General features: G+C 27.8%; 10 protein-coding genes. 8 read left to right on the top strand and 2 right to left on the bottom strand.

What is annotated here, in order from left to right; all coding sequences use genetic code 4:
- The first annotated feature begins 222 nt into the window (after positions 1 to 222).
- Positions 223 to 636: a type III toxin-antitoxin system CptIN family toxin gene (cptIN, locus tag FRW55_RS04145; protein ID WP_419673241.1), complete on the top strand. Its 414-nt coding sequence runs from the start codon at positions 223 to 225 to the stop codon at positions 634 to 636.
- Positions 637 to 718: 82 nt separating this feature from the next.
- Here the strand turns inward: cptIN and lepA are convergent, their stop codons facing one another.
- Positions 719 to 2,515: a translation elongation factor 4 gene (lepA, locus tag FRW55_RS02590; RefSeq protein ID WP_146368606.1), complete on the bottom strand. Its 1,797-nt coding sequence runs from the start codon at positions 2,513 to 2,515 to the stop codon at positions 719 to 721.
- A 156-nt stretch (positions 2,516 to 2,671) separates the two neighbouring features.
- Here lepA and FRW55_RS02595 point away from each other — a divergent pair, with 156 nt between their 5' ends.
- Positions 2,672 to 5,959 carry a DEAD/DEAH box helicase gene (locus FRW55_RS02595; RefSeq protein WP_162848282.1) on the top strand — a complete coding sequence of 1,096 codons (3,288 nt, stop codon included), beginning with the start codon at positions 2,672 to 2,674 and terminating at the stop codon, positions 5,957 to 5,959.
- A gap of 61 nt (positions 5,960 to 6,020) precedes the next feature.
- Here FRW55_RS02595 and pfkA read toward each other — a convergent pair whose 3' ends face one another.
- Positions 6,021 to 6,998: a 6-phosphofructokinase gene (gene pfkA / locus FRW55_RS02600; RefSeq protein ID WP_146367471.1), complete on the bottom strand. Its 978-nt coding sequence runs from the start codon at positions 6,996 to 6,998 to the stop codon at positions 6,021 to 6,023.
- A gap of 179 nt (positions 6,999 to 7,177) precedes the next feature.
- Here pfkA and FRW55_RS02605 point away from each other — a divergent pair, with 179 nt between their 5' ends.
- The 6 genes from FRW55_RS02605 to FRW55_RS02630 all read left to right on the top strand — a co-directional run bounded on the left by FRW55_RS02605 (position 7,178) and on the right by FRW55_RS02630 (position 13,106).
- Positions 7,178 to 8,173: a heat-inducible transcriptional repressor HrcA gene (locus FRW55_RS02605; protein ID WP_146368608.1), complete on the top strand. Its 996-nt coding sequence runs from the start codon at positions 7,178 to 7,180 to the stop codon at positions 8,171 to 8,173.
- Positions 8,174 to 8,175: 2 nt separating this feature from the next.
- Positions 8,176 to 9,039, top strand: a complete 864-nt coding sequence (locus FRW55_RS02610; protein WP_146368609.1) for a nucleotide exchange factor GrpE — start codon at positions 8,176 to 8,178, stop codon at positions 9,037 to 9,039.
- A 52-nt stretch (positions 9,040 to 9,091) separates the two neighbouring features.
- Entirely contained in the window at positions 9,092 to 10,870 is a 1,779-nt protein-coding gene (gene dnaK, locus FRW55_RS02615) for a molecular chaperone DnaK (RefSeq protein WP_146367474.1), read from the top strand.
- Positions 10,871 to 10,985: 115 nt separating this feature from the next.
- Entirely contained in the window at positions 10,986 to 12,392 is a 1,407-nt protein-coding gene (gene gltX / locus FRW55_RS02620) for a glutamate--tRNA ligase (protein WP_146368610.1), read from the top strand.
- Positions 12,383 to 12,799 carry a hypothetical protein gene (locus FRW55_RS02625; protein WP_146368611.1) on the top strand — a complete coding sequence of 139 codons (417 nt, stop codon included), beginning with the start codon at positions 12,383 to 12,385 and terminating at the stop codon, positions 12,797 to 12,799. The genes gltX and FRW55_RS02625 overlap by 10 nt, the downstream gene beginning before the upstream one ends.
- Position 12,800: 1 nt before the next feature.
- Entirely contained in the window at positions 12,801 to 13,106 is a 306-nt protein-coding gene (locus FRW55_RS02630) for a holo-ACP synthase (protein WP_146368612.1), read from the top strand.
- The last annotated feature ends 1 nt before the right edge of the window (position 13,107 follow it).

Consider the following 13,107-nt stretch of genomic DNA (forward strand, 5'->3'; position numbering starts at 1 on the left):
CCGATGGGGCGGAATATAAGTGATTCGGTTTGCTACATGTTTACCGCTTGCCGATGGGGCGGAATATAAGTGATTCGGTTTGCAAATGTTTACCACTTCTCGATCATGTGGACAACAAATCAATCGATAAATTCTTCCTGCTTTATTGTGGGAAGATTTTTTTATAGGAGTTATATGAAAGTAAAAGAGGGTTATTGTTATCATATTAAAGACTAATTCTTCATTAAATTTGATAGTCAAAATTTACTAATTAACAAAGAAGATAATGGTTATAGGCCACATTTTTACGCTATAAGAGATTTTGAAAATAATGAAATATTATGAATGATACCAATTAGTTCAAGAATTAAAAAATATAAAAAAATTATGAAAGATAAATTTTCAAAATTTAACAGATGTAACACTATTGTAATAGGAGAATTTGCGCATAGACAGCGTGCGTTTCTAATTCAAAATGCTTTTCCAATTAAAGAAAATTACATAGATCATATTCACGTTATAGAAGGTGAAACTGTACATGTTCATGAAGAATTGGCTAAAAAATTAAAAACTTATTTAAGAGATATTATTCAAATTAACAAACGTGGAATAAAAGTATTTTTTACTGATGTAGATGAAATATTAAGAAAGTTATAAATTGTTTGAATCACAAAAAAACTATGACACGAAAATTTACTTTTATTAGTTAACTTTTGTGTCATAGTTTATTACAAAATTATTATTTTTTATCAATGTTTGTTTTAAGTATTGAAAGAAATGCTTCTTGTGGAACTTCAACAGAACCAAGAGATTTCATACGTTTTTTACCTTCTTTTTGTTTTTTGAGAAGTTTTTGACGACGAGTAACATCTCCTCCATACAATTTAGCTGTAACATCTTTTCTATAAGCTTTAATAGTTTCTCTAGCTATAATTTTTCCACCAATTGTTGCTTGAACTGGAATTTCAAAATTTTGTCTTGGAATAGCTTCTTTAAGTTTTTCGCACAACTCTCTACCAGATACATAAGCATTATCTTTGTGAGAAATAATTGAAAAAGCATCAACTTTATCTCCATTAAGTAAAATGTCAACTTTAACTAAATCACTTTCTCTATAACCGATTCACTCATATTCAAATGAAGCATAACCTTTAGTTGTACTTTTTAATCTGTCAAAAAAGTCAAAAATGGTTTCAGCAAGTGGCATTTCATAAATAACTTTTGATCTTTTAGAGTCAATATACTCAAGATTTTTATAAATACCCCTCTTACTTTGACAAAGTTCCATAACATTTCCAATATATTCATTAGGGATAAAAATATTTGCTTCTATGTAAGGTTCTTCAATAAATTCAATGGTTGACTTATCAGGAAGTAAGGTTGGGTTAGAAATTTTTTCAATTTGACCATTAGTCAAATGAACATTATATTCAACAGAAGGACTAGTTGCAATAATACCGACATTATACTCACGGTCCAATCTTTCTTGGAGGATTTCCATATGTAACATTCCTAAGAAACCAACTCTAAAACCAAATCCTAAAGCTTTTGAAGTTTCTTGTTCTCAAGTAATCGAAGAGTCTGATAGTGAAATTTTTTCAAGACTTTCCTTTAATTCAGAATAATCACGTGTATCGATTGGATAAAACCCGGTGTAAACTACAGGTTTCATTTTTTTGTAGCCAGGTAAGGCTTTATCAGTAGGGTTTTCAACGTGCGTAATTGTATCACCCACACTAACTTCTTTAGCATCACGAATAGCAGCACTAACTCAACCAACTTCTCCCGCTTCAAGATATTCTTTTTTAGTTTCAGCAGGATTTTTAATTCCTAGTTCAATTACATGGTATTCTTCATTATTTGACATAAATTTGAATTTATCACCAACTTTTAATCTACCTTCAAAGATTCTAACTAACATAACCACACCACGGTATGGGTCAAAAAAACTATCAAAAATCAATGCTTTTAATGGTTTATTGTCATCAGCATTTTTTGGAGATGGAATATATTTTACGATAGCCTCAAGCACATCAGGAACACCTAAACCTGTTTTAGCTGAAACTAAAACGGCATTTTCAGCACTTATTCCGATAACTTCTTCTATTTCTTTTTTTACTTCTTCAACATTGGCTGAAGGTAAATCAATTTTGTTAATAACCGGAATAATTTCAAGATTATTTTCAATAGCCAAATAAACATTAGCAAGAGTTTGAGCTTCAATTCCTTGTGAAGCATCAACAATTAATAAAGCTCCCTCACTAGCGGCTAAAGATCTTGAAACTTCATATGTAAAATCAACGTGTCCTGGTGTATCAATTAAATGAAAAATATAGTCTTTGTATTTAAGTTGAACTGCATTTAATTTAATTGTGATTCCACGTTCTTGTTCAAGATCCATAGAGTCTAAATATTGTTCTTTTAAATCTCTCTTAGCAACAGTGTTAGTTAACTCCAAAATTCTATCTGCTAAAGTACTTTTTCCGTGGTCAATATGTGCAATTATTGAAAAATTTTTAATTTTTGATTTATCCATAGTTATTTATTATTATAAATTAAAATTTAATATTACAAAAACATAAAATTTAGGTATTTTATCTTGGAAAAAATGCAGAAAATTTTAACTTTTTTTAATTAATTAAATCAGTTAAAAAATTTCATTTATAATATAGATACAAATATAGGAGGAATGATGTTGAAGATAAATAAAAAAGAAAATAAGTTGCCAATTAACACTGAAAAGTACAATTCATTATTGAATAATTTGCTCGATATAAAATCTCACGGGGATAATGCTATTTTTTATCATTTATCTAAAATCAATCAAGATTTATTAAAAATTGTAAAAAAAGAGCATATACAAACAATTTTTAATAACGCTGAATTTAACATAGAAATTACTTCAATGTTCAATGATTCACAAATTAGTAGAATTAATGAACTTAAAAACTATGAAGAATTTAGTCAATGAGCTGAAGAATGCGGTTATAAACCAAGTAAAAAAATTGATGAAGACTTAAAAAAATCATTTAAGAAAAATCTTGGTCCTGTTGCAGAAAAATTAACCAATGCTCATAACAATCTAATTAAAGAGTGAAAATTAAATGATAATAAAATCCAAGAAATTTATACTGAGGTTGGTGTTTGACCTTTATATATCGGAACATTTTTTATTGGATATGCAAAAAATGACCAATATTGTTATGCACCTTTAATTTTAAAAGAAGTTAATATTAAGATTCACAATGGTAAAATTTATCTTATTAACAGAAGCAGCGATATTTTGTTAAACGAAAAAATGCTTTTTGCTATTAGCAAAATGTTAAATAAAAAAATTGATGTTTCTGACATCAAATTAAGTGATATTTCAATTAAAAAAGCAGTTATAGAATTAAGAAAACATTTAACTGAATTTGTGTTAGATGATTTAGTTAAAGAAGAAGATTTATTAACTCCATTCAAGGAAAATGATAAAGATAGTTTAAGTAGCAAATTTGTCAGTCCAACAGTAACTAAGGGAATTGTCCTTTCTGTTTGTCATCCACAAGGTACCAAACTGCGTTCAGCGCTTGAAAAGTTAATTTATGATGGTAAAATCGATAAACTTGTTGAGTCTGATATTTTAACAAACAAAGAAAATGCTGTTGAAAAAGACATTATTGAAAAAGCTAGATTAGTCCGTGTTGCTAAAACAGATTTTTCACAGGAAAAAGCAATCCAAATGGCATTAAATGATTCGGTAATTATTGCTGGTCCTCCAGGTACAGGAAAATCTCAAACTATTGCCAACATCATTGTGAATATATTGAATAATGATAAAAAAGCTTTATTCATTTCTCAAAAAAAATCGGCTCTTGATGTCGTTTTAAAGAGAATGGGGAAATATTCAGACTTAGTTTTTCAATTCAATGAATCTAATAGAGCTAACAAATTCGAAAAAGAATTCTTCTATAAACCTATTATGAGACTTTGAAGAGAAGTTCAAGACAGTAATGAAAATGAAAAAATTGTAAAAAGTCATGAAAAATTTATCTTTGACGAAGAATTAGATTATTTTGAAGCTAAAAATGCTCTAGGTCAATTTACTGAAAGAGAATTAGATGCATATTTTAGAATCAAAAAAGTTGATACCTTAAATGAAGATAAAAAAGATATCAAAAAGCTTCAAAGAACTATTAATAATTATGAATCAATGATTCAATTCAGAAGTGTATATAACTGATACATCAAAACTTATTTAAAAACTAAATTCTTTAGAAGATTTAATGAGGCAAAAACTTTCTTCAAAAATAGCAAATTGTTCAAATTTAAAACAGCTATAAAAGATAAACCAGAAACAATGATTCAAGATTGATTAAAAATCAATAAATATCTCAGATGAATTAAACAAATTTATCGTTTACAAAAGAGATTGTATAAATATAACATTGAAGATTTAATTGTAATTTCATCAATTAACAAATTCAATACATTCAAATCATTTGATAAAGTTCAAGCAAGATTTAAATCATTTACAGATTCAAAAAATGATTCTAATGTAACTTGAGATGAACTTGAAAACATGTACAAAAGAGTTGTTACAAATATTAAGAAAACAGCAAACAATTTTTCTCAAAGTGAAAAGAATGAATTAACTGAATTTATAGCTAAAGTAAATAGAGGAATTAGTTCACCACAATTACTAACAAGTGAATATAACACATTAATTAAAAAACTTTACAATGTTTTTGTTGGTAACCCAGAAATCTTATCTAACTTCATAGATTTTGATAATGATAAATTCGATTACATTATTTTTGATGAATCTTCACAAATTTTCTTTGAAAAAGCTCTTCCATACATCTCATGTTTAACTCAAGATAATAAAGGTAGAGTTACTGGAAAAGTTATTATTGCTGGTGATGATCAACAGATGCAACCAACAAACTGATTTAATTCAAGAGATGAATCAGAAGATGAATATTCAAAACAAGAAGTGAAATCACTTTTAGATTGAGCTAGTTCAATGGCAATTCAAAAAATATTCCTTGAAATGAATTATAGAAGTAATTCAAGTGAATTAATTTTATTCAGTTCTAAAGAATTTTACGAATCTAAACTTAAAGGTTTAGATAAATATGGATATACTGAAAAACATTGTTTTGAAGTAGTTAATGTAAATGGAAAATGAAAAGATAATAAAAACATCGAAGAAGCTAGAAAAGTAGTTGATTTAGCTTTAGAAAATATTAATAAATATGATTCAATGATTATTTTAGCTTTCAATAAAAAACAACAAAATTTCATTAGAGAAATCATTGCTGGTCAAGCACCAGAACTTTATAGCCAACTTGAAGATAAAATTTTACTTAGAAATCTAGAAAATATTCAAGGTGATGAAGCTGACTTAGTAATTGTAAGTGTCGGATACACAAAAGACTCTACCTTAAGCAGTACATACATTGGAACTAAAGGTGGAAAAAATGCATTGAATGTAGCTATTACACGTGCAAAAGACAAAATGATTGTTGTTAAATCAATTTATGAATCTGACATTCTTGTTGATAACACTGGTTCAGCAAATCTTTATACATTCAAGAAATGACTTAAATTCCTTGATCTTAGTTCTGCAGAACAAAAATCATATACAAGTTTAAATAATAAATTAATTCAACACGTTTCACCAAACTTCAAAAACACAATAATGAATTGACTCAAAACAATTCGTTTTGATAAAGATGTTGAATTTATTTCTGACTACAGAGTTGGATCTTATACAATTGATATTGCAATAGTTGATAAATCTACTCGTAAATTATTAATTGGACTAGCTTTAGATGATACTAGTTGTTATATCGAAGTTGAAGATGTATTAAAACTTAAACTTAAAGATGACTTCATCAAATCTAAAGAGTACCCAATTTATACAATTAGTAACTTCAGATTTAGAGAAGATGCAAATGCAATTCAAAAATACTTATTAACAGTTGTAAATCAATAGAAATTCATAGCTTAGGCTATGTTTTTTAATATAAAAAAAGTGGAATTAACCACTTTAGTCATTATTTAGCTGAATTTAATTTAGCAAAAGCTATAGCTCTTTCTTTTTCTTTTTCTTTTGATGATGATTTCATTTTTAAAGCTTCTAAAATAGGTGTTGCAACAATATCATTGTGTAAGATTCCTAAAGCAATACCACTTTTTCCACTAAGTAAGTATGAAACCGCCTTCATTCCTAAAAGCGAAGAAAGAATTCTTTCTTGAGCAGTTGGTTTTCCACCTCTTTGTGTGTGTGCAAGTGAGTTTGCTCTTGTAGCTCAACCAGTTTTTTCTTCAATTTTTTTAGCCAAATCATTAATATCGTATCTTTTTTCACTAACAACAATCATAACTGAACGACGTTCTTTTTCTTGAACTAATTCATTAGCTCTTTCAACAATTTCTTCAACTGGAATTGTATATGAACTTGTTGAAATGATTTCGGCACCTGTTGCTAAACCACTTCAAAGTGCTAAATCACCACATTGATTTCCCATAACTTCCACAAGCATAATTCTTTTGTGTGAATTTGCTGTATCTCTAATTTTGTCAATTGATTCAACAACAGTATTTAATGCTGTATCATAACCAATTGTAAAATCACTTGATGCAATATCATTATCAATTGTACCTGGAAGACCAATTGTTTTAATACCTGATTCATGTAATAATTGTGCACCCATGTAACTTCCATCTCCACCGATAACTACAAGTGCATCAATATCATTTTCTTTAAGGTTTTTGATTGCTGTTTCTCTAACTTGTGGATCTTTAAATTCAGGGAATCTTGCTGAATAAATACATGTTCCACCAATTGAATTGTAAAAATCTAAATCAATTTTATTTGCTTTAACAATATTATTGTGATAAAGTCCTTTAAATCCTTCATAAACAATATAAGGTTCAATTCCATTATTTCTTGCTGATTTTACAACAGCTCTAATTGCACTGTTCATACCAGGTGCATCACCACCAGAAGTTAAAATAGCTATTTTTCTCATGTTTCACTCCTTTAATTTTGAAAGTATTTTTTCGGTTTAAATATTCTACTATATTAAATTATTAATTGTTTAAATTATAATACAATTTCATTTTCGTTTTCATATTAGTAAACTATAAATAAAATTAGCAATCTTTAATAAATTCTGCTAAATTTTAAATTTTAATATATAATTAAATCATGGAAAAATTAAAGAACCAACACGAAGAAATTTTAAAGCACACGGTGGAGATTTATATCGAAAATTCTCAACCAGTTAGCTCTAATTTAATATTAGAAAGAGGTTATGTTGATTTCTCAAGTGCAAAAGTTAGATATTTAATGAATGAACTAGAGCAATTGGGTTATTTAGAAAAAGCTCACGTCAGTTCAGGAAGAATTCCTACTATTAAAGGTCTTGAATATTACGCCAAATATCTAAGTTTAAGTGAAGAAGATAAAATGATTAAAAAGTTAAAACAACTTTTTAATAAAAGAAATATTAATATTGACAAAACTGTGGAAGATGCTGCTCAAATTATTAGTGAATCAACTGGTTTAACTTTAGTAACTGGTTCAGATAATTCGCGAGCTTTATTAAAAACAATTCAATTTGTTCCAATTAGTAATAATAGTGCAACAATTGTTTTGGTCATTTCTACTGGTGAAGTATTTTCAAAATTCATAACTTTAGATACAAGTAAAAATTTAATGGATGATTTAAGAATTGCGGTCAGATTATTTAATGAACGTCTTATCGATTCACCAATTTATGAATTACCAAAGCGAACTTATGCACTTAAAGACATTTTAGCTCAAGCAGTTAAGAATTATGAAGAGTTGATCCAAAGTTTTGTTACAGATATTTTTATGATTAAAACTGACTTTAAAAATAATGTATATGGAAAACAAAACATTATACTAAGTGACAATATTTCAAGAGTTGATTTGAATGAGATGTTGAATGTGATTGAAAATCACTCAATTTGAGAATTCATTGAAAAAGAATCAGAATCAGAAGAAAAATTAAAAATTTCTGTTTCAAGTTCCGGTACATACATTTCAAAAAGAATTGAATGTGAAAGTCCTATTCGTGAAGTTAGTGTTGTTGGTTCAACAGTCAGCGATTTTACTCAAATGAGAGCTGTAATACACATTCTTGAAGAATTATTACGTAAGAGAAATGGAGATAAATAATTATGAAAAAAATGCAGAAAATTCAAACAAATGACATTTTAGAAGGTAATTTCAATCTTTTTGTTGAAGGTGTTGAAATTCCAGAATACACAAAAACTACAAAAATAACAATTGGGAAAAATGAATATTTAGACAATTTTGATTCTTATTTAATAAATAGAAAATCATTTCCTAATCTAGAAGTAAAATTAACATTTCCTAAATCTTATAGAGATGAAAATTTTGCTGGAAAAAATGCTTTAGTTAAAATCAGCGATGTAAAATTAACAAAATCTCAAAATATGCTCAAAAAAATCGAAGAAGAATTAATTAATCTTAACGCAAGAGCTTTAAAACTAAGTGAAATTAACAAGTCTCTTCAAGAACAAATCGAGCAAAAGGATAAAGAAATTATCGCTTCACGTGAAGCTTTTATGTCTAAAGTTCAAGAAATGAGCACTAAAGCAGATTTAGAATTAAGAAGAAAAAAAGAAGAAAACGATGAAAAATTAAAAGAAGAAAAACAAAAAATTAAAGACTTTGCTCTTCAAGGTTTTGTTGAAGATTTTATAAGTCCATTCAATAATTTCATTTTAGCAATTAAAGCAACAGAAAACACTGATAACCAAGTGTTAAAAAACTTTATATATGGATTTAAAATGATTGAAAATCAATTCGTTAATACTTTAAACAATCATAATATAGAACTTATTATTCCAAATGTAAGCGAAGAATTTAATCCTGAATTTCATTATGCTATAGACTTTATTGAAAGTACTGAACATGAAAACAATAGCATTGCTAAATTAAATAATTATGGTTTTAAATTAAATAATAGAGTTATAAAACCAGCGGTTGTAACCTTATATAAAAAAATTAGCAATTAATATTTGAGATTGCTAAAAATGTGTTAAAATATTATTATCTAAAGGAGATAACATGAAAAAAGAAATTATTTTAGGAATTGACTTAGGAACAACAAACTCAGTTGTTTCATATATGGATGGAACTAATCCAGTTGTTTTAGAAAACCCAAATGGTAAAAGAACTACTCCATCAGTTGTAAGTTTTAAAAATGATGAAATCATCGTTGGTGAAGTAGCTAAAAGACAAATTGAAACTAACCCAAACACTGTTGCATCAATCAAAAGATTAATTGGAACAAGTCAAACAGTTAATGTAAATAATAAAGAATATAAACCAGAAGAGATTTCGGCAATGATTTTATCTTACATGAAAGATTATGCTGAAAAAAAACTTGGACAAAAAGTTTCAAAAGCTGTTATTACAGTTCCAGCCTACTTTGATAACGCTCAACGTGAAGCTACAAAAATTGCTGGTAAAATTGCAGGTCTTCAAGTAGAAAGAATTATTAATGAACCTACTGCTGCTGCACTTGCATTCGGATTAAATAAAACAGATAAATCTATGAAAGTACTTGTTTATGACTTAGGTGGTGGTACTTTTGACGTTTCAGTTCTTGAATTAGAATCTGGTACATTTGAAGTATTATCAACAAGTGGAAACAACCACCTTGGAGGTGATGACTGAGATAATGAAATTGTAAAATGATTAATTGAAAAAATTAAATCTCAACACAACTATGATCCTTCAACAGATAAAATGGCTCTTGCAAGACTTAAAGAAGCTGCTGAAAAAGCAAAAATTGATTTATCTAATCAATCAGTTGCAAGCATCAATTTACCTTTCTTAACAGTTACTTCTGATGGACCTGTTAACGTTGATTTAGAACTTAAAAGAAGTGAATTTGAAGCTATGACAGCTTATCTTGTTGACAAAACAAGAAAACCTATTGAAGATGCTTTAAAAGAAGCAAACATTACTGCTAGTGAACTTGACGAAGTTTTACTTGTTGGTGGTTCAACAAGAATCCCTGCTGTTCAAGATATGGTACAAAGAACTTTAGGAAAAGCTCCTAACCGTTCAATCAACCCTGATGAAGTTGTTGCTATTGGAGCTGCAATTCAAGGTGGAGTTCTTGCTGGAGATGTTCAAGATATTCTTTTACTTGACGTAACTCCATTAACATTAGGAATTGAAACTTTAGGTGGAATTAGTACACCATTAATCCCAAGAAATACAACTATCCCAGTAACTAAATCACAAATTTTCTCAACAGCTGCAGATAATCAAACAGAAGTTACAATTATGGTTGTTCAAGGTGAAAGACAAATGGCTAGTGATAATAAAAGACTTGGTCAATTCAATCTTTCAGGAATCGAACCAGCTCCTCGTGGAGTTCCTCAAATTGAAGTTAGTTTCTCAATTGACGTTAACGGTATTACAACTGTAACAGCCAAAAATATGAAAACTAATGAAGCTCAATCAATTAAAATTGAAAACTCATCAAAATTATCTGAAGAAGAAATTGACAGAATGGTTAAAGAAGCAGAAGAAAATAAAGAAAAAGATAGTAAACGTAAAGAAGAAGTTGAAACAATCGTTAGAGCTGAAGCTTTAGTAAATCAAATTGAAAAAGCAAACCAAGAACAAGGTGACAAAATGGATCCTAAAGCTAAAGAAGAATCTGAAAAAATGGTTAAAGAACTTAAGGAATTAATTGAGAAAAAAGACATTGCACAATTAAAAGAAAAATTGGATCAAATTGAAAATGTCATGAAAAATTTTGCTAACTACGCATCACAACAATCAAGTAGTTCAGCTAATGAAGATGAACCAACAATTACTGAAGAATAATATATAAATTAGTCAGCCAAGTGCTGACTTTTTGCTTTTATAAAAGGTAAAATAATATACAAAATTTTATATAATTTAAAAACTTATTAATAAAAAGTAGTTTAGGAACAAAGTTATGAAAAAAATTAGAACAAGATATGCACCAAGTCCAACTGGATATTTACACATCGGAGGAGCTAGAACAGCGCTTTTCTGTTATCTTTATGCAAAACATTTTAATGGTGATTTTATTTTCAGACTTGAAGATACAGATATTAAACGTAATGTTGTTGGTGGTGAAGAAAGTCAACTTAAAAATTTAGCATGATTAGGAATTATTCCTGATGAATCTCCGCTTAAACCAAATGAAAAATATGGAAAATATCGTCAAAGTGAAAAATTAGACCGTTATAGAGAAGTAGCGGATATTTTACTTAAACAAAATTTAGCTTATAAAGCTTATGATACAACAGAAGAACTTGAACAACAAAAAGCTGAAAGTGATGCTAAAGGAATTCCTTCATTTAGATATAACAGAAATTGATTAAAAATTTCAGAACAAGAAAAACAAAAAAGAGATACTGCTGGGGAGTATTCAATTAGACTATCTATGCCAGAAAATATAGAATATTCTTGAGAAGATATTGTTAGAGGTCCAATTAGTTTTAATTCAAGTGATTTATCTGACTGAGTTATTTTTAAATCTGATGGCTATCCAACATACAATTTTGCAGTAGTAGTTGATGATCATGATATGGAAATTACACATGTATTACGCGGAGAAGAACATATTGGTAACACACCAAAACAACTTGCAATTTATAAAATGTTAAATTGAGAAGCACCAAGTTTCGGACACATGACTATAATTACAAATATGGAAGGTCAAAAACTTTCTAAACGTGATTTAAGCTTAAAACAATTTATTGAAGATTATAAAAATGAGGGATACTGATCACATGCAGTATTCAACTTCTTAGCACTTTTAGGATGAACAAGTGCAGATGCATCTGAAAAAATGACTAAAGAAGAAATTATTGCTAAATTTGATCCAAACAGATTAAGCAAATCTCCTTCAAAATTTGACATTCAAAAAATGCAATGATTCTCAAAACAATATATCAAAGAAGCAGATAACTCTGTATTAAAATCGCTTATGAGTTCTGAAATCAATGAATTTAACCAAGAATGAATTGATTTATTCATTGATACATATAAACAAAATGCTTACTGCATAAATGGATTGAATGAAAGTTTGGAAATGTACAAGAACCCAATTTCAGATTTTGAATATCAATTCACTGAAGAAGAATTAAAAGTAATAAATACTTTCACTGAGTTAGTCAACAATTCTAATTTTAATGTTGACGAAATTCAAAAGGCAATTAATAAAACTCAAGAAATTTGCAATGTAAAAGGTAAAAAATTATTTATGCCTATAAGACTTGCATCAACTTTTTCTGAACATGGTCCTGAATTAGCTAAAGCTATTTATTTATTTGGTGAAGACAAAATTAAAGAAAGGTTATCAAAATGAAAATAAAATTTTTATCTGTTGCTAAACCAGTTAATTCTGATGAATTAATTACTGATTTTAACGCTTCAGTTGAGAAAGATGATGATTTCGGTTTTGAAGCTTACACATTTATTGAACCATCTCAAGGAATTTCAAACAGAATTGAGTTTAATGAAAACGAAATAAATATTTTTGCTGGTGCTACAACATTAAATTTAATCAAAAACCAATGAGTTTTAAATGTCTTTAATGTTAAAGCTTCACCAAATTCACCAGTTTCAAATTTTGATATATGAACATACTTAACTGATTTTGATATTATAAGAAATCAAAGCGAAGATATCATTGAATTTAAATATATTTTAAGTGGAAAAAAAGAAGATTTAGATTCTAAAATTGGTGACTATAAAATTACTTTAACAATAACAAAATAATATGATTGGTGTTGATATTGTAAAAATTTCACGTTTTATTGATAATTATGATAAGTTTGCTAAACGAATTTTAACTCAGCAAGAATTAGATGAATATCAAAAAATAGTTGAAATAAGAAATAAAATAAAATATGTAGCAGTTCACTGATCCATAAAAGAAGCTATATATAAAGCTGATAATAATTATTCAACTTTTAATAAAATTAATATCACAAAAGAAAATTCTGCATATATGCATGAAAATTTTTACATTAGCACAAGTGATGATGGTGATAATTTAGTTGCTTTTGTAATCAAGAAAGGATAAT

Origin of the sequence: Mycoplasma anserisalpingitidis, from assembly GCF_007859615.1 — a bacterium.
In the GTDB taxonomy this organism is placed as follows: Bacteria; Bacillota_I; Bacilli_A; order Mycoplasmatales; family Metamycoplasmataceae; genus Mycoplasmopsis; species Mycoplasmopsis anserisalpingitidis.